General features: G+C 33.7%; 14 protein-coding genes. 7 read left to right on the top strand and 7 right to left on the bottom strand.

From position 1 onward, the window contains the following. Positions 1 to 145 precede the first annotated feature (145 nt). The 3 genes from BLV91_RS15790 (at position 146) to BLV91_RS15780 (ending at position 6,237) form a co-directional block, all read left to right on the top strand. The gene (locus BLV91_RS15790) at positions 146 to 1,690 is read left to right on the top strand and encodes an Rne/Rng family ribonuclease (protein ID WP_091435090.1); all 1,545 of its coding nucleotides are present in this window, start codon (positions 146 to 148) and stop codon (positions 1,688 to 1,690) included. A 238-nt stretch (positions 1,691 to 1,928) separates the two neighbouring features. Continuing rightward, positions 1,929 to 4,679 carry a COR domain-containing protein gene (locus BLV91_RS15785; protein ID WP_091435026.1) on the top strand — a complete coding sequence of 917 codons (2,751 nt, stop codon included), beginning with the start codon at positions 1,929 to 1,931 and terminating at the stop codon, positions 4,677 to 4,679. A gap of 589 nt (positions 4,680 to 5,268) precedes the next feature. Beyond that, positions 5,269 to 6,237 carry an ion channel gene (locus BLV91_RS15780; protein ID WP_175514028.1) on the top strand — a complete coding sequence of 323 codons (969 nt, stop codon included), beginning with the start codon at positions 5,269 to 5,271 and terminating at the stop codon, positions 6,235 to 6,237. A 52-nt stretch (positions 6,238 to 6,289) separates the two neighbouring features. On the opposite strand, the gene BLV91_RS15775 is transcribed toward BLV91_RS15780, so the two are convergent. Continuing rightward, complete coding sequence (locus tag BLV91_RS15775; protein ID WP_091435022.1) at positions 6,290 to 6,733, bottom strand: nucleoside deaminase; 444 nt, start codon at positions 6,731 to 6,733, stop codon at positions 6,290 to 6,292. A gap of 38 nt (positions 6,734 to 6,771) precedes the next feature. On the opposite strand from BLV91_RS15775, the gene BLV91_RS15770 reads away from it, so the two are divergent. Together BLV91_RS15770 and BLV91_RS15765 are read left to right on the top strand one after the other, a co-directional pair. After that, positions 6,772 to 8,553, top strand: a complete 1,782-nt coding sequence (locus BLV91_RS15770; RefSeq protein ID WP_091435020.1) for a 1-deoxy-D-xylulose-5-phosphate synthase — start codon at positions 6,772 to 6,774, stop codon at positions 8,551 to 8,553. Positions 8,554 to 8,588: 35 nt separating this feature from the next. Beyond that, positions 8,589 to 9,575 carry a DUF3078 domain-containing protein gene (locus tag BLV91_RS15765; protein ID WP_091435018.1) on the top strand — a complete coding sequence of 329 codons (987 nt, stop codon included), beginning with the start codon at positions 8,589 to 8,591 and terminating at the stop codon, positions 9,573 to 9,575. Here BLV91_RS15765 and dgt read toward each other — a convergent pair whose 3' ends face one another. Next, positions 9,576 to 10,922 (bottom strand): dGTP triphosphohydrolase, encoded by a 1,347-nt coding sequence (dgt, locus tag BLV91_RS15760; RefSeq protein WP_091435016.1) that lies wholly within the window; start codon positions 10,920 to 10,922, stop codon positions 9,576 to 9,578. A gap of 234 nt (positions 10,923 to 11,156) precedes the next feature. Between dgt and BLV91_RS15755 the strand changes: the two genes are divergently transcribed. Both BLV91_RS15755 and BLV91_RS15750 read left to right on the top strand, forming a co-directional pair. Further along, positions 11,157 to 12,209, top strand: coding sequence for a flavin monoamine oxidase family protein (locus BLV91_RS15755; RefSeq protein ID WP_091435014.1), 1,053 nt, complete (start codon positions 11,157 to 11,159; stop codon positions 12,207 to 12,209). Between the two features lie 17 nt (positions 12,210 to 12,226). Further along, positions 12,227 to 12,961 (top strand): hypothetical protein, encoded by a 735-nt coding sequence (locus tag BLV91_RS15750; RefSeq protein WP_091435012.1) that lies wholly within the window; start codon positions 12,227 to 12,229, stop codon positions 12,959 to 12,961. A 156-nt stretch (positions 12,962 to 13,117) separates the two neighbouring features. On the opposite strand, the gene BLV91_RS15745 is transcribed toward BLV91_RS15750, so the two are convergent. The 5 genes from BLV91_RS15745 to BLV91_RS15725 all read right to left on the bottom strand — a co-directional run bounded on the left by BLV91_RS15745 (position 13,118) and on the right by BLV91_RS15725 (position 18,962). After that, on the bottom strand, positions 13,118 to 13,618 hold the full coding sequence (locus BLV91_RS15745) for an RDD family protein (protein ID WP_091435010.1): 501 nt from the start codon (positions 13,616 to 13,618) through the stop codon (positions 13,118 to 13,120). 409 nt (positions 13,619 to 14,027) lie between these two features. Beyond that, the gene (locus BLV91_RS15740; RefSeq protein ID WP_091435009.1) at positions 14,028 to 14,225 is read right to left on the bottom strand and encodes a hypothetical protein; all 198 of its coding nucleotides are present in this window, start codon (positions 14,223 to 14,225) and stop codon (positions 14,028 to 14,030) included. 294 nt (positions 14,226 to 14,519) lie between these two features. Further along, the gene (locus BLV91_RS15735; protein WP_091435007.1) at positions 14,520 to 16,946 is read right to left on the bottom strand and encodes a ribonucleoside-diphosphate reductase subunit alpha; all 2,427 of its coding nucleotides are present in this window, start codon (positions 16,944 to 16,946) and stop codon (positions 14,520 to 14,522) included. Between the two features lie 221 nt (positions 16,947 to 17,167). Beyond that, positions 17,168 to 18,145 (bottom strand): ribonucleotide-diphosphate reductase subunit beta, encoded by a 978-nt coding sequence (locus BLV91_RS15730; protein ID WP_091435006.1) that lies wholly within the window; start codon positions 18,143 to 18,145, stop codon positions 17,168 to 17,170. A 250-nt stretch (positions 18,146 to 18,395) separates the two neighbouring features. Further along, on the bottom strand, positions 18,396 to 18,962 hold the full coding sequence (locus BLV91_RS15725) for a DUF3109 family protein (protein ID WP_091435004.1): 567 nt from the start codon (positions 18,960 to 18,962) through the stop codon (positions 18,396 to 18,398). Positions 18,963 to 19,071: the final 109 nt, after the last annotated feature.

The raw sequence follows: 19,071 nt of genomic DNA, 5'->3' as shown, positions 1-19,071 counted from the left end.
TTTCACCGGGTTCAATACCTGTTAAATTTATTGTTTAATCCATCCTAACAATTCAGTTGTGAGTTAAAAGTTTATGGTCCGAGTTTTTAACTTTAAACCTGAAATTTTAAACTTTAAGCTAAAAGTTTGGATAAAAATTTACATCGTGAATAAAGAATTAATCATTAGATCTAGTTCTGATTTCGTAGATTTTGCCTTATTAAAAGATGGAAAACTAATTGAATTACACAAAGAAGAAGAAAAAAGCAACTTTCAAGTAGGTGATATTTTTATCGCTAAAATACGGAAACCAGTTGCTGGATTGAATGCTGCTTTTGTAAATGTAGGCTACGAAAAAGACGCCTTTTTACATTATCATGATTTAGGTCCAAATCTAACTTCCCAACTGAAATTCATAAAACTTGTAAGCGCAGGTAAAATAAAAGATTTCTCCCTAAAAAACTTTCAGTTTGAAAAAGAGATAGACAAAGACGGTACTATTACAGATGTAATAAATGCCAACCAATCTATTTTAGTACAAGTTGTTAAAGAACCAATATCTACAAAAGGACCAAGGATTAGCGCTGAGCTTTCTCTTGCCGGAAGATTTATTGTTTTAGTCCCTTTCTCGGATCGTGTCTCTATTTCTCAAAAGATAGAAGATAAGAAAGAAAAGGACCGTCTTAAACGATTAGTACAATCTATCAAACCTAAAGGATTTGGTGTTATTGTTCGCACAGTAGCAGAAGGCAAAAACACAGCCGAATTAGAAAAAGACATGCAGAACCTGCTTAGCAGATGGGATGCAATGTGTAAAAAATTACCAACCGCTCATCATCCGTCAAAAATATTAGGAGAGCTCAATAGAGCTTCATCAATATTAAGAGACGTCTTCAACGATACCTTTAGTGGTATTCAAATTGATGATGAAGAGTTGTACAATCAAACGAAGGATTATTTGCAAGAAATTGCACCTTCAAAACAATCAATTGTTAAGTTTTATCAATCAAATGATACGCCCATTTTTGAGAAATACAACATAGAGAGACAAATCAAGACTTCATTCGGGAAAACAGTGTCCATGAGTAAAGGTGCTTATCTTATTATCGAACATACTGAAGCTTTACACGTCATTGACGTAAATAGCGGAAACCGTTCTAATAAAGCCACCAACCAAGAAGACACCGCAATGGAAGTTAATATGATTGCCGCTGCCGAAATCGCCAGACAATTGCGTCTACGTGATATGGGTGGTATAATTGTAATTGATTTTATCGACTTGTCTAATCCTGAAAATCGTAAAATATTGTTCGACTTCCTTAGAGAAGAAATGAGCGATGATAAAGCGAAACACAAGATCTTACCCCCAAGTAAATTTGGATTAGTTCAAATTACAAGACAAAGAGTAAGACCAGAAGTAAATATTAAAACTAGAGAAGAAGATCCTAATGATGTTAAAGGTGAAATTGAAGCACCAATTTTAATTATCGACAGAATCAATTCTGATTTAGAAAGAGTTTTAAAAAGTCATCAAGAAGTTGTGCTTAATGTACATCCTTTTGTGGCAGCATACCTTACCAAAGGTTTTCCATCATTACGTTCAAAATGGTTTTTTGAACATAAAAAATGGGTGAAAATTATACCTCGTGACGCTTACACGTATTTAGAATATCATTTCTACGATAAAAAAGGAAATGTTATAAAGGAATAAACAAAAACCGCCTTTCGTGAGATTGGCGGTTTTTTTGTGACTTTTTTTCAGGAGCTTTTTCCAGCTTTACACTGCAATCTTTTTATTTTTAAAGAAAAAACAAAAAGGATTTCCGCTTCAATCTGGGCTAGGGCATTTGGGCTCTTAATAAATTATTATATCGAAATTGTAGGGTAATGTTTGTTATATTTGAACTTAAATAAAGTTTAATTAAAAAGTTTATTGTAAAAAAGCTGATATGAACAATCTAAACATAATAAATGAATTAGAAAAAGAATATAGAATAACAATTTCACAAGGCAGAGATGAAACCTATGAAATGGATTATTATGATGAAAATTATTTTTTATTAAACGAAACAGGTGAAATTATAGAACTTGTTTTAAGACAACTAAACAAGCATTTAGATTTAAAAATTATAAGTAGTTTAGTCAAATTAGAGACATTGATTATTACTGATATCAAAATAAATAATTTAAATGATATTATTTATTTTAAAAACCTCGTAAAACTAACTTTACGCGGTTGCTCTATTGAAGATTTAGCCCCATTAAAAACCTTAAACTTTTTATCCTATTTAGATTTAGGCTCAAACGAAATATCACAGCTATCAATTTTGAAAAATTTTAAAAAACTCAGATTTCTTGGATTGAGAAATAATAAAATTGTCGATATATCACCCCTTGCTGAACTAATAAATATTGAAAATTTATTTTTGTGGAATAATCAAATATCGGATATAAATATATTATCTAATTTGCATGATTTAAATAATCTGGATTTAGGAAACAATAGAATTACTGATATATCATCTCTTTCAAATTTAAACAGTTTAACCCATATAGATATTAGCAGTAATAAAATTAGTGATTTAAGACCTTTAGAGAAATTCATTGTGAAAAATTTTGATATAATTTATGATCAATTTGATCTCGATGAAGAATTAGAAAACATCATTTATATACAATATAATCATTTTACAATCCCACCAATTGAAGTAATTGAACAAGGAAACGAAACTATAATTCAATATTTTGAAGATGCTAGGACCTATAATCTAAAATCTTTAAATGAATGCAAACTTATTTTTGTTGGTGATGGAGGATTAGGGAAAACCAGTTTGATGAAAAAAATAATTGGCATGCCTTATACAAAAGAAGAAACAACACACGGTATAAATAAAAAGACTTGGAGTGAAATTAAAAACAAAGAAGGAGAAGATATTAGAGTTAATTTATGGGATTTTGGAGGTCAACATATCCAACATTCACTTCACCAATTTTTCCTAACAGAGAAAGTTATTTACATACTGCTTCTAGACCCTAGAAATGATTCATCTGCAATTTATTGGCTAGAACAAATTGAAAAATTAGGAAAAGGTTCTGAAGTTTTAATAGTTTATAATTGGAAAGAAGAAAAAGATAAAAATTCACATAATAATAAAAATTTCTATGAATTAAGAAAAACATATCCTAAATTAAAGGACCCTTTTTTATTATCCTGTAAAGAAGGAGAAGGTTTTGATAATTTTAAATATGAATTAACCAAAATTATTTTAACTCAAAGAGATTTATTAGTTCAATATCCAATTAACTGGTTTAAAATTAAAAGCGAACTAGAGAAAAACGTAACCGTAAACAAAAATTTCATTGCATATAATGAATATGATATAATATGTGATAACAATAAATATTATAATGAGACTAATCGAAAAAATCTTTTAAAACAATTAGATAAAATTGGATCTATAGTGTTTTTTGACAGACCAATATTAGAGGAACTACAAGTTTTAAACCCTGATTGGATAACAACTGGAGCTTATTCTGTTATTACTTCTGAAATAACAAGAACCAATAAAGGGCATTTGAATTTTAAAGACTTAAAAGAGATTTTTAAAGAAGAAAAATATTTGTTTGCTAATGAAAAAGTAAAATTAAAATATAGAACAAAGGATTTTCAATTCATACTTGCATTAATGACAGATTATGATTTGTGCGTTTATAATCCATTTGTTCAAGACGAATATCTTGTTCCTTGTGCTTTCGAAGGCGAAAAACCAATTGAATTTGAAACATATAAAACAGATGCTAAACATTATAGATTTCAATTTGAATCGGCATTTGAAATGTTAATAATGTATCGTTTTATGGCACGTAATATTTCTAAATGTATAGAAAATGGATATTGGCAATCCGGCATTGTTCTTAAAGATTTAAACAACGAAACATTTGCTTTAGTTGAAACTAATCAACACTCAAAAATAATTGATTTTTGGATAAAAGGTCAGAATATAAGGGGCTTTTGGGAAGTTTTAAGAAGTGACATAAAAGATATTAATTCAAAATATTCTTTAAAATTTAAAGAAGAGGTTTTATATGATAACTATGTTGAACAACAAAATGAATTTTATTATGACGAAGAATATGAAGATGTATTTCTTTCATATGACGAAATGATAGGAAGTCTATATAATGGAATTAGAGTTATTGATTATCATCCAACGCACAAGATTAAAAATATTGATGTTTTAAAAGTAATAGAAAATTTTGAAGACTCTTCAAAGATAATTAAATCTATGGAAAAACAAGGGATTCATTTCCACGGAAACGTAATTAACAATGGGCAGTTATTAAGCAAAAATAGTACTCAAACAGTTTACAACAACAACTATTCTAATAATCATAAAATAGAAGAACTTAAGGATATTTTGGAAGACTTTGAAGATGTCAGTAAGGCAAATAAAGAATGGCAGGACAACTTTACCAACGCATTATTGGAAATTTGCAGATTGGAAGATGCCAAAAATGAAATCGAGGTAAAGAAATCGGTAGGTAAATTAAAAAAATTCTTTAATAAAGCAAAAGAAATAAAAGATTGGGTAGCAATTGGTGTTCTACCAACCGAACTAGTCGCAAAAGGTGGTAAAATGATAGAGTTAGGAGAGGATTTATTTAAATTCATTTCAAAACTACCAAAACTTCCTTTTTAACAATACTAACAAAAACCGCCCTTTGTGAGATTGGCGGTTTTTTTGTGTCTAATTTTGAAGGAATCGTAGTACTCCGATTTTCTTTAGGAGCTATTTCCAGCTTTACTCGACAATCTTTTTCTTTTTAAAGAAAAAAAACAAAAAGGATTTTCGTTTCAATCTGGGCTATGGGCTTGGGAAACCAAAACAATTTTCATTTACAATTTCGACGAAGGTGACATCACATTAGTTGCTCTAGTTATGTGATTTCTCCCTATGGTCGAAATGACAAATTAATCTCTAACTTAAGACATTGAGTCCGAACATCACAATCACACACACAAAACTATATTACAAAGCCCCCCCTTTTGCTCAAAGCGGGACGTTAACCTTCAGCCGAAGAGTCAACTTAAGCCGCGTTTAATTACCGTTTAATTCTTATCTTAGTTGCCTAACCACACAACAACGCTTTATGCAAGACCGTTAGAGTACAACCAATACTACAGTTGGTCTATTTCAACAGATTAAAGTTAATAATATGAACTATTTTATATTTTTTTTAGGAGTCATTCTTCTGCTTGTTACAGCTGCCGACTTAATTAACACTTCCTTGTCAGTACGAGGGGCTGGTTTTATTTCGAAACGATTATCTAAATCCATCTGGAGCATCTTACTATTGATTAATAAAAAAATGGGGCGCAGAAAAATTTTGCAAGTTGGCGGGGCTGTTATATTGGTTTCTATTCTTATCAATTGGTTACTGCTCATTTGGATTTCTGCTAGCTTGATGTTCATCAGCGATCCAGGTTCATTAATGAATGTCGAAACCAACTCTTCTACGACAGTCATAAACAAGATATTTTACACAGGTTACACGCTTTCCACTTTAGGCCTAGGAGACATAGAATCCACTGGGGATTTTTGGGACGTATTGACCGCAATACTTTCGTTTACTGGACTGATTCTGATTTCAATTGCCATCACTTACTTAATTCCGGTCGTTTCAGCTGAAATAATGAAACGGAGAATAAGTGTATACATAAACACTCTTGGCGGTTCTGTAGTAGAAATCCTGTTAAATTATTGGAATGGAAAAGATTTCAAGGAGCTGGAACAACCTTTCATAAGCCTTATCGACTCTATCATTTTACATGGTCAAAATCATAAAGCATACTCTGTTCTGCATTTCTTCCATTCATCAGACAAAAAAGAGGCTTTCGTACTCAATCTCACGAACCTTGACGAGGTACTGACCGTACTGCTGCATAATATTCCTGCAGAACAACGACCTTCATTCAATGTACTTATCAGGTTAAGAAAAGCTATTTCCAGCTACCTCATAACACTCCCTGCAGCTTTTATAATTCCCGGCAAAGAAACCCCTCCTGTCATAATTCTTACAGGACTTGAAAACAAGGGAATAAAAGTTATATCTGGTGAAGCGGTAGATTTGGAATATGCAAAACTAAAAACCAGACGCAGATTATTATTGTCACTCATTAAAGATGATGGATGGGAGTGGACTGACCTTAACTCCGCAGGCTACAATCATGAAATAACCATGACTGAACCCTATTGATCCGTTTGGCCTACCTATATTTAGGTCAGAATCTCCAAAGCCCCATAAAAAATCACTTTCTTTTCTCTGCAAAAAACCGTTTCATCAAGTCCGAAGCTTCTTCTGCCATAACACCACGTTTTACAATAGTTTTGGGGTGCAGCTGTGTTCCCATTTTCTCAAAACCTCTGTTTTCATCACGGGCTCCAAAAACAATCTTAGAAATTTGACTCCAGTATAAAGCGCCAGCGCACATCTGGCAAGGTTCCAGGGTCACATAAAGTGTACAACCAATTAAATATTTACCTCCAAGATAATTGGCTGCAGCAGTTATTGATTGCATTTCGGCATGGGCAGTTACATCATTAAGTAATTCAGTCAAATTATGACTACGCGCAATTACAGTATCATTGACTACTACAATCGCTCCCACAGGAATTTCGCCTTTTTCAAAAGCCATTTCGGCCTCGTTCAAAGCCTTTTTCATAAAATATTCATCAGTGAAAATGTTTTCCATAAAACAAAAATACAGCATTCAATTCGTACATTTGCTTTATGTCAGATAATTTACTTTCAACCATTAATTACCCAACGGATTTACGTGAACTACATGAAATACAACTTCCTTTATTAGCCAAGGAATTACGTGATTTCATAATTGATATTGTATCCGTAAAAGAAGGCCATCTTGGAGCAAGCTTGGGTGTGGTCGAACTGACCATCGCCTTGCATTACGTATTCAACACCCCTGATGACTTACTGATTTGGGATGTAGGACATCAAGCTTATGGACATAAAATTTTAACAGGCCGAAGAGAAAATTTCCATACCAACAGGCAACTTGGAGGTATTTCTGGTTTCCCAAAAAGAAGCGAAAGTATCTATGATGCCTTTGGCGTAGGCCACTCCTCCACTTCTATATCGGCAGCTTTAGGAATGGCAATTGCATCTAATTTGAAAGGAGATTTCGAAAAACAACATATAGCAGTAATTGGAGACGCATCCATAGCGTCAGGCATTGCGTTTGAAGGACTAAATCACGCCGGAGTTACTGATGCTAATTTATTGGTGATTCTTAACGACAACGCAATTGGGATTGACCCAAGTGTGGGCGCATTGAAAGATTACCTTACCGCAGTAAAAAACGGAAAGAACCCGAGGCAAAATAACATGATTAAGTCTTTGAATATCGATTATTCAGGACCTATTGACGGCCATGATATTTTTGCAGTTATCAAAGAACTGAAACGTTTAAAAAAAATAAAAGGCCCAAAATTCCTTCATGTAATAACCACAAAAGGAAAGGGTCTTAAACAGGCCGAGGAAGATCAGGTAAAATACCATGCTCCAGGAAAATTTGACGCAAAGTCTGGCGAAATTCATTTAAAATCAGAAGAAAACCTTCCTCCAAAATATCAGGATGTTTTTGGCTTGACCGTACTAGACTTAGCCAGAAAAAATGAAAAAATAATAGGAATTACACCCGCAATGCCTTCCGGAAGTTCCTTGAAATTTATGATGGATGCCTTACCTCATCGTGCTTTTGATGTGGGAATTGCTGAACAGCATGCCGTCACACTTTCAGCTGGAATGGCAACACAGGGAATGGTTGTTTTTTGCAACATATACTCAACCTTTTTACAGCGCGCTTATGATCAGGTCATTCACGATGTAGCTATACAAAACTTGCCCGTCATTTTCTGTTTAGATAGAGCTGGCTTAGTGGGTGAAGACGGCGCAACACACCATGGCGTGTTTGATTTGGCTTATTTGCGTTGTATCCCCAATATCATTATCTATTCGCCATTGAATGAAATCGCATTACAAAACATTTTATATACCGCTCAATTAGGTTTAGACCATCCTATAGCAATCCGTTACCCTCGAGGTCGCGGAGTAATTGCTAATTGGCAATCTAAACATTTTGGCAATTATGAAAAAATTGAAATTGGTACTGCAAGCTGTCTAAAAAAAGGTACCGAAACAGCGGTGCTATCTAATGGTCCAATAGGTAAAAATGTTACTTTGGCTTTAGCCAATTTAAACAATCCAGACACTATCGCTCATTATGATTTTGCATTTGTCAAACCTTTAGATGAAACGGAATTACATACCATATTCAAAACGTTTAAAACTGTAATAACATTAGAGGACGGAGTGATTTCGGGAGGCTTCGGAACTGCTATTCTCGAGTTTGCATCGCGTAACAATTATTCTGCAAACATGAAAACATTGGGAATTCCTGATGAATTTATAGAACATGGAACTGTTGATGAATTACAACAATATTGCAATATTGACGTTAAAAGTTTAGAAATAATTTTTTCAACTAAATGAAAATAATTATTTTGCGCCCTGTAACGAACTAACCTATGACCAAACTATTATCTTTTGCCTGCCTCTTCTTTTTCTTTTCAATCAATACTTTCTCACAGAAAATCATAACCACTATACAACCGGACAAACCAGTTAAAGTAGCTAAACCAGTTCCGGTAAAAGATACATTGTCACATTGGACAAATAAAAACAAAATAGGTTTCGACATATCTGAAATCGCTTTTGTCAACTGGAACGCCGGTGGAACTAGTTCAATATCAGGTCTTTTAAAAACCAAATTTAACAGAGTATACGCCACAGACAATTACACCTGGTCAAACGAACTGATAATGCGTTATGGTTTAAACAAGCAAGATGGTATTGAGCTTAGAAAAACAGAAGATGCGTTTCAGTTTAGCTCAACATTAGGCTATCGAAAAGACACTCTTTCCAACTGGTATCATTCGGCAAAATTTAATTTCAACACGCAATTTACCAATGGTTATTCATACCCAAACAAGGAAATATCTGTTTCCAGACCTTTTGCCCCAGCTTATATTTTCCTAGGTCTTGGTGCTGAATATGCCACAAAAAAGAAGGATGAAATGCTTTATCTCTCACCATTCACTTCTAAAATAACTTTTGTAGCAGATCAACGATTAGCAAACCTAGGTTCTTTTGGGGTTGTTAAAGCGGTATATGACTTGAACGGTAATTTAATTTCTGAAGGTGAAAGATCGAAGATTGAACTTGGTTTTCTGCTGACAGCATTATATAAAAAAGAAATCTTAAAAAACATCACTTTGGAAAATCGCTTAAGCCTATATTCTGATTACATAAATAATTTTGGAAATATCGACGTTGATTATGACCTGATGTTAGATTTAAAGGTAAATGAATATGTAAAAACGAACATTGGCCTCCATATCATCTATGACGATGATATAAAGGCCAAAGAAGAACTTGATGGAAAACAAGTTACCGTAGGTCCAAAAACACAATTAAAACAAGTTTTAGGAGTGGGAATCTTGTATCAATTCTAATTAATCTCTTTTTTTACCATTTATCGTTTCGAACAATTCTAAAGCATTTCCGTCAGTAAGTAGTGATACATAATGACAAATATGAAGCAACCTACCGTATAAATCTTCTTTTTCTAAATGGTGTCTTTCCGGCAACATTTTTAAAATCAATTTATCATAGTTAGAAGCGGTACCATTAAAATTGTTGTCGTAGGCCGTAATGAATTTATCTAATAAGGTTTGGATGATTTGGTAACCCACAATCTCCTTCTCGATTACCTCTCTGCTTTGGTAAATATTTTTTACACTGATGCTGATAATGTCATCCATCTGTGCTTTGTATTTGCTTTTGTCTGTTAAAGCAAAAGGGAATTTACCCTCTAAAATTGCCTCTTCATTATCTATAAAGACCTTTACGGCATCATTAATCAGACTCCCAATCGCCAAAGCACGCAAATAACTGATGCGATCTTCTTTGGTGGTAAGCGTTTTATATTTAGAGGTATCAATGCTGTCTTTTACCAATTTAATCAAGTACTCCAAAGCAAAATCTTCAGAAACCAGTCCAAGATTAATTCCGTCTTCAAAATCTATAATAGTGTAGCAAATATCATCAGCAGCTTCTACTAAATAAGCCAGAGGATGTCTTTCAAAACCGATATCGTCTCCTGTTTTATTCGGAATCAATCCCATGTCTTTCGCTGCTTCCTGAAAAAACTTTTTGTCGGTTTGGAAGAAACCGTATTTTTTATCAGCTATATCTTTTGTTGGTTTTTTAGGCAAGCTTTCTTTTGGATATTTCATAAAAGCCCCTAAAGTCGCATACGAAATACGAAGTCCGCCTTCAATTCCGGGACGACTGGCAGTAAGAACTGCAAATCCATTTGCATTCCCTTCAAAATCAATTAAATCTTGCCATTCTTTCTTAGACAATTGCTCTTTGTATTGTTTTCCTTTTCCAATAGAAAAGTACTCTCCTATCGCTTTCTCACCTGAGTGACCAAAAGGAGGGTTCCCAATGTCATGCGCCAAAGAAGCTGCAGCGACAATAGCTCCAAAATCATTCATGTGAAAACCATGCACCTCTTTTAAATGCGGGTATTTCTCAATAATTTTCTTTCCTACCAATCTTCCCAAAGAACGCCCAACTACCGAAACCTCTAAACTGTGTGTCAGCCTAGTGTGAACAAAATCAGTTTTAGACAAAGGAATAACCTGCGTTTTATCCTGTAAACTTCTAAAAGCGGCAGAGAAAATAATACGATCATAATCCACTTCAAAACCCAATCGAGTGTCATCTTGTTCAATACGTAATCGCTTGCTTGTATCGCCTTGGCGTCTTAATGATAAAAGTTGTTCCCAGTTCATACTGTATTTTTCGATTTTGAATAATTGGATTATTTTTCAAAGATAGAGAAATAGCAATAACTAAAAATAGCTTTATCTTTATTTATAAAAGTTGTTCTGTAGAATTGAGTTTTTATAGCCCTCTTTCTTCTTCAAATGACTGAAATCACAATAACACTATTTGATAAATTGATACTTCGAAAGTCAATTTTAAACAAACAGATTGTACTTTTACGACACTTAACTACTATGTAAATGTCTAAAAAAATAATCATCCTAGGAGCTGGATTAAGCGGATTATTAACCGCCTACCGCCTACAAAACAAAGGTTTTGAAATTGAAATTATTGAAGCTAGAGAACGTATTGGTGGACGAATTCACACATTACATTCTGATACCGCTCAAGTAGAAATGGGCGCCACTTGGTTTAACGACATTCATGTGAATTTCAGAACGCTTTTAAAGGAGCTAGAACTTGATTATTTTGAACAGTTCATGCAAGGCACATCTTATTTCGAACCGTTTTCAGCAGCTGCAGTGCAAGAAATCCAAATTCCACAAAACAGTCCAAGCTACAGAGTTTCGGGTGGTACAAGCCAACTTATCGAAACCCTAAAAAATAAATTAATTCAAGTTCCTATTCACTTAAACGAATCAGTTTCTAGTCTTAATTTTGAAAATGATAAAGCCTTAATTACAACTCAAAATCAATCTATCGAGGCTGATTATGTAATTTCGACATTGCCACAAGCCTTGTTCACAAATGACATTATTATCACTCCTGCTCTACCACAGAAACTGAGCGCTATAGCTGAGAAAACTCATACATGGATGCAGGATTCAATTAAAGTCGCCTTTGTATACGCTGAACCTTTCTGGCGCAACAAGAAATATTCAGGCACTTTTTTTAGTAATGTGGGACCTATAACCGAGTTTTACGACCAGTCAAATTCCGACTTAGATAAATTTGCACTTTGTGGCTTTATCAGTTCTGGAATGGAGATGTATTCTAAAACAGAGCGCTTGGAAAAATTAAAAACACAATTATTTAAAATTTTTGGTCAGGAAGCACTGGATTTCACGTCTTACCATGAGACTGTTTGGGCAAAGGAAAAACACACAAAAAGTGCGGAACAAATTGGGTTTATGTATCCGCATCAAAATAATGGGCATCCTTTATTTAGGGAATCATATTGCGACAACCGCTTATTTTTTGCGGGAACAGAAACTGCCAATCAATATCCTGGTTATATGGAAGGCGCTGTAATTGCTGCCGAGAATACTGTTAAAGCCATTTTAAATTTATAAAACCCTTTTTTAAAATCATGAAAAAAATTATCAAAATAATCACTTTTCTCATCCTGATCCTTGTAAGTATGCTCTTGGGAGTGCTCTATTTTGCAAGCAAACCATTGCCTGTAGGACAAAAAGGAATAAAAGCCGAAGCACTTACTGATAAAATCCAAATAGCTATCAATCAAAAAGCTTGGGACACTACTAATGTCGTTTCTTTTACATTTAGAGGGAATCATCATTACCTATGGGACAAAAAACGCAATTTAATTCAGGTAAAATGGGATGATAAAAAAGTGCTTTACAATAATAAAACCCTAGAAGGTGTAGCTTATGAAAATGACAAAAAACTAACCGACTCCCAAAAAACGGATGCCATAAACAAAGCAAATGATTACTTTAACAATGATTCGTTCTGGCTTATTGCTCCTTTTAAATTACGCGACTCAGGTACTACAAGAAGTATCGTGATGCAAGATAACCAAGAAGCTCTTATGATTACCTACGCATCTGGAGGAAGTACGCCTGGAGATTCGTACGTATGGTTAGTAGATGAAAACTATATGCCCAAAGCATGGAGAATGTGGGTTAGTATTATTCCTATTGGCGGATTAGAAACCAGCTGGGAGGATTGGAAAACATTTCAAAATAATCTAAAAATCGCTACAAGTCATAAAGGACTACTCGATTTAAAATTAGAGAATGTTCAAATAGGACAATCTATTGAAGAGATTAATAATGGTGTCGATCCGTTTACTGAGTTATAAGTTTTATGCAACACAGCTATTAAGCTTGCCATTGCACTTAAGGCTAAATACCAATGAAAAAGGGAAACAAAAACTGTTTCCCTTTTTTTTATACAAAACTCCTTCTTAAAACTTAATTCAAAAAACTAAAAGGCTTCTTTAAATAGTGTTTCTTTATTATTCTACTCTTCCAAATTCTTCTGGATGTTGAAAGTAATATTTACTTTTTGCTAATTTTTTTTTCCTAACCACATAAGTTCCTGAAAGACTATCATGCCAGCCTCTAGAAATTGCACCTAAATAAGATAAGGCTTCAAAAATAATAAACCGACTTAAGGTTCTGATAAATATCATTTTGATTGTGGGTTTTGAACCATCACTTTTAACAACAATAGTATGAGTAATTAATTTAGCAAGTGTTCTAGAGAAATAAACTTCGGTTAAAAAGTAATACAAAAACATTATCAGCAATCCGTAACCCATAATTTCTACTCCACTCAAGTTTTCAACCCAAGCAGAAACCGCAAAGTTATTTGTAGCTTCAGCTATTAAAACAATAGTCGTTCCTGCACTCAAAACAAGGATATAAATAAAGAGCGAGTCAATTACTGCGTTTAGGAAACGTTGCCCTTGTGAAGCGAGTATATTATCGGTAATTTTAAATGTTTTACTTTTCATATTTACTATTTTTAAAAATTAAAAAAAGTCTGATAAATAATCTCAACCTACTCAAATATAGTGATTTATTCTTAAATTATTATTAAGAATATTCATTATTATGCAGCTTTAGCAATTGCTATTTAACATTTAAAATAATTAAAAACAAACTCAACTGACAACCCTAAAATCATTTCAAACATCAATTCCCTAGCCCCGACTACAGTGAAAATGCTTTTTGTTTTTCCTTAAAAATAAAAAGGTTGAAACGAAAAGCGAGACACGAGCGAAGCGAACCGAGGAAGTAAATAGCTCCAAAAAAAAACAGCTACCAAAATTGATAGCTGTACTTATTATTTAAACTTGAGTATTGTATGCGTATTGATTCGTATTTGCGCTCTATAATCGATGTTAGATGTTATTTAAGATACTACATGTATTTCTTAAACACATTCATAAAAAGACTGTCAGCGATAAAGTGGCGATTACATTCTATGAAAAAGGCTAGGATAAATATCTCAACATTACTGGCTTGTTTTGAATATATAATCAGGTCATTAGTACAAGTAGCATAAAATAATTGTATTACTCCTTTGCATATTTTCTTACTATTTTCAATCGCTCCCATAATTGTGTCATTTGATATTACAAATATACTCTGCACAAAGCAGTTCACTTTTATAGAATTTTTGGATATTTTTATATAATTCCATCAAAACGCAAAAAGAAACTTAGTTTTAAAGATTAACAAGTCTGAAAATAACATACGTATCAATACCTACAATTGATTAAGGCAGCTCTATTTAGCTTTGTATACTATTAAAAACGATATTGATTGTCAAAAAATATAAGTATAAAAAAAACAGCTACCAAAATTGATAGCTGCTCCTCTTTATTCTTTATTCTTTATTCTTTATTCAAATTAAGAACCGCACATTTCGCAATCATCAGGACCGGCATTTTTAGCCAATTCTAGCATTGCTCTGTATTCGTCAGCATTTATTGAAACAGGCTCAACAGCTTCAACCGCCTCAACTGCTACAGCCGCTGGTTTTGATGATACTACAATAGGTTCTGCTTTCTTATCGTTGTTTAAGGTAAACTTGATCGCATCAACCGCAGCTTTTGTTCTCAAATAATACATTCCTGTTTTTAATCCAGATTGCCAAGCATAAAAATGCATCGAAGTCAATTTAGAATAGTTGGCATTTTGCATGAACAAGTTCAATGATTGAGATTGATCTACAAAATAACCACGTTGACGTGACATATCGATAATGTCTTTCATTGACATTTCCCAAACTGTTTTGTACAACTCTTTCAAGTCTTGTGGAATATCTAAATCCTGAACTGAACCGTTATTACGCATCAATTCTTGTTTCAATGTTTCATTCCACAAACCACGATCTACTAAATCGTGCAATAAATGTTTATTTACCACAATGAATTCTCCAGACAATACACGACGTGTGTAAATATTAGACGTATAAGGTTCGAATGCTTCGTTGTTTCCAAGAATCTGAGAAGTTGAAGCAGTAGGCATTGGCGCAACTAATAGCGAGTTACGTACTCCGTGCTCCATTACTTCTTTTCTCAATGCACCCCAATCCCAACGTCCTGATAATTCCTCATCTTTAATATTCCAAAGATTGTGTTGGAATTCTCCCTGAGAGATTGGCGAACCTTTGAATGTTGAATAAGGTCCTTCTATTTTTGCCATTTCCATCGAAGAGGTTACAGCAGCAAAGTATAAGGTTTCAAAAATTTCTTGATTTAGCTTTTTAGCCTCATCACTTGTAAAAGGCAAACGCAACATAATAAATGCATCTGCTAATCCTTGCACTCCAAGACCAATTGGTCTGTGACGCATATTTGAATTTTCAGCTTCTTTTACAGGATAGTAATTTCTATCAATAACTTTATTCAAGTTTTTTGTCACACGTTTTGTTACATTATAAAATGCTTCGTGATCAAATTTTCCGTTTTCAACAAACATTGGTAATGAAAGTGAAGCCAAGTTACAAACCGCTACCTCATCAGGAGAAGTATACTCCATGATTTCCGTACATAAATTAGACGAACGAATCGTTCCTAAATTCTTTTGGTTTGATTTACGGTTAGCCGCATCTTTATACAACATGTATGGTGTTCCAGTTTCAATTTGAGATTCTAGAATTTTCTCCCACAATTCATGTGCTTTGATGGTTTTTCTACCTTTACCTGCTTTTTCATAATCAGTGTACATTTTTTCAAATTCCTCACCGTAAACGTCATATAATCCAGGACATTCATTAGGACACATTAAAGTCCAATTTCCGTCTTCCTGTACACGTTTCATGAATAAATCTGATGTCCACATGGCAAAGAATAAATCTCTAGCACGCATTTCTTCTTTTCCTGTATTTTTTTTCAAGTCTAAGAAATCAAAAATATCGGCATGCCAAGTTTCGATATAAATAGCAAAACTACCTTTACGTTTTCCACCACCTTGATCTACATAACGAGCAGTATCGTTAAAAACTCTCAACATAGGAACAATTCCGTTTGAAGTTCCATTAGTTCCACGAATGTAAGAACCTGTTGCACGAACATTGTGAATAGAAAGTCCTACACCACCTGCCGATTGCGAGATTTTTGCCGTTTGTTTTAATGTATCATAAATCCCGTCAATACTATCATCTTGCATTGCCAAAAGGAAGCAAGAAGACATTTGAGGTTTTGGTGTTCCTGAGTTGAATAATGTAGGCGTTGCATGTGTAAAGAACTTTTTAGACATTAGATCATAGGTCTCTAAAACCGACTCTAAATCGTCTAAGTGAATCCCTACAGAAACACGCATTAACATATGTTGGGGTCTCTCTACAATTTTCCCGTTTATCTTAAGCAAATAAGAACGCTCTAATGTTTTGAAACCAAAATAATCGTAGTTAAAATCTCTGTTGTAAATGATGTGTGAGTCAAGAAATTCAGCATTTTCCTGAATTACTTTATACACATCTTCAGCAATTAATGGAGCATATTGTCCATTTCTTGGGTTTACATATTCAAACATTTCGGTCATTGTTTCCGAAAATGATTTTGTTGTATTCGAATGCAAATTCGAAATCGCAATTCTAGCGGCTAATTGTGCATAATCTGGATGCGCAATAGTCATAGAAGCTGCGGTTTCAGCTGCTAAATTATCTAATTCTGACGTAGAAACTCCATCATAAAGCCCTTCAATTACTCGCATTGCCACTTTCACAGCATCCACTAAATCATTCAAACCATAACATAGCTTTTTAATTCTATCTGTGATTTTGTCGAACATTACCGGTTCTTTGTGACCATCCCTTTTTACTACGTACATACTTTTTTTGGTTTTTAAAACAGAAAATCCCTTCGCTGTTTCTTGTTATTTGTTATTTAATTTTTGCCACTAGGACGCTAAGGCACAATGTATTCATGCTTTAGTAATTCATCTTCGCTAGCCTTAAAGACACGAAGATTCAAAGTTTCCTTTATTATAATTTTTCTACTAAAACGAAGCTTTCAAGTTACTTTCCTGCTGCGTTTTTTTGCTTTTAAAAATTAAAAGTCAGCGTCAAATGAGATTTTTTGGGAATCACCATCAGAGTTCATAACACCTGATTTTTGATATTCAGCCACTTTCTTTTCAAAGAAATTCGTTTTTCCTTGTAATGAAATCATATCCATGAAGTCAAAAGGGTTTGTAGTATTGTATTCTCTTTCGCAACCTAATTCAACTAACAATCTATCAGCAACAAACTCTAAATACTGTGTCATCAACACCGCATTCATCCCAATCAAACTTACTGGAAGTGATTCCGTAATAAATTCTCTTTCTATGTTTAAAGCATCCACGATTATTCCTCTGATTCTTTCTTTAGGCACTTTATTCACCAAGTGATGGTTGTGTAAATGCACTGCAAAATCACAATGAACTCCTTCATCACGAGAAATCAACTCATTTGAGAAAGTCAATCCTGGCATTAATCCACGTTTTTTCAACCAATAAATAGAACAAAATGCTCCTGAGAAGAAAATACCTTCCACAGCTGCAAATGCAATCAATCTTTCAGCAAACGAATCTGATTCAATCCACTTTAAAGCCCAATCCGCTTTCTTCTTAATTGCTGGAAAAACTTCTAATGCATTAAACAATTGGTCTTTTTCAATATCATCTTTCACATAAGTATCAATCAATAATGAGTAAGTCTCACTATGAATATTTTCCATCATTATCTGGAAACCGTAGAAAAATTTCGCTTCAGCATACTGCACTTCGTTTACAAAGTTCTCTGCTAAATTCTCATTTACAATCCCATCAGAAGCTGCAAAAAATGCAAGAATGTGTTTCACAAAATATCTTTCGTCATCATTCAGCTTATTATTCCAGTCATTCAAATCTTGAGACAAATCGATTTCCTCTGCAGTCCAAAAACTAGCCTCCATTGATTTATAAAACTCCCATATATCATGGTGTTTGATAGGAAAAATTACGAAACGATTTTTATTTTCTTGTAGTATTGGTTCAATTTGCGACATTGCTGTTGTTGTTTTTTTGAAAATTTATGTATTCTGTGGATTACAAAGATTGTAAAAAATGGCGGTTATAAAAAGCCAAACTTATCCACAATCGGTTATAGTTTTTAACAAAATGATAAAATCAGAACGATTTTAAGAGCATCCTCAACAATCTGAATTACAGCATCTTAAATTTTACAAAACTAGCTAAAGCACCGTAAAACATAGGATTCTAAAAACAGAGAACAGAGAAATATTTATAATTTGTATTTTATTTTTTCATGTCTTGAGCTACTTTCTCAAGTTCCATATACCAGTCTTCACCAAATTTTCTAACTAGTGCTTCTTTAACAAATTTATATACGGGAACTTCTAGCTCCTGACCTAAAGAACAGGCTGGATCACAAATATCCCATTTGTCATAATTAACTGCAGCAAACTCCGTAAAATCTTTTACTCGGATAGGATACAAATGACAAGAAACAGGTTTTTTCCAGTCAATCACACCTTGATTATACGCTTGCTCGATACCGCATAGTGCTGTTTTACCGTCAAAAATAACGTAGGCACAATCTTTATCATCAATCAGTGGAGTTTCAAGATCACCATCAGTACCTTTTACCCAAATTCCCTGAGCCTCAATTGCAGCAATTCCCTGCTTGCGAAGGAATGGTTTTACTTTAGGATATATTTCTTCTAGAATTTTAGTTTCCTCCTCACTTAATGGTGCTCCGGCATCGCCATCAACACAACAAGCTCCTTTACAGGCTGACAGATTGCAAACAAAATCTTTACTTAATATATCTTCTGAGACGATGGTTTTTCCTAATTGAAACATTGCTATGGGTACTGTGATTATAAAGCGCAAAGATAGTCAAACTAAGACAAAGCTTCTTGATTAAATATTGCTTTTAACACAACACTAATACAATACGCAACTGAGTCGG

It is taken from the genome of Flavobacterium degerlachei, from assembly GCF_900106645.1.
Taxonomy (GTDB): domain Bacteria; phylum Bacteroidota; class Bacteroidia; order Flavobacteriales; family Flavobacteriaceae; genus Flavobacterium; species Flavobacterium degerlachei.
This window is presented reverse-complemented; position numbering and strand designations above follow the sequence as displayed.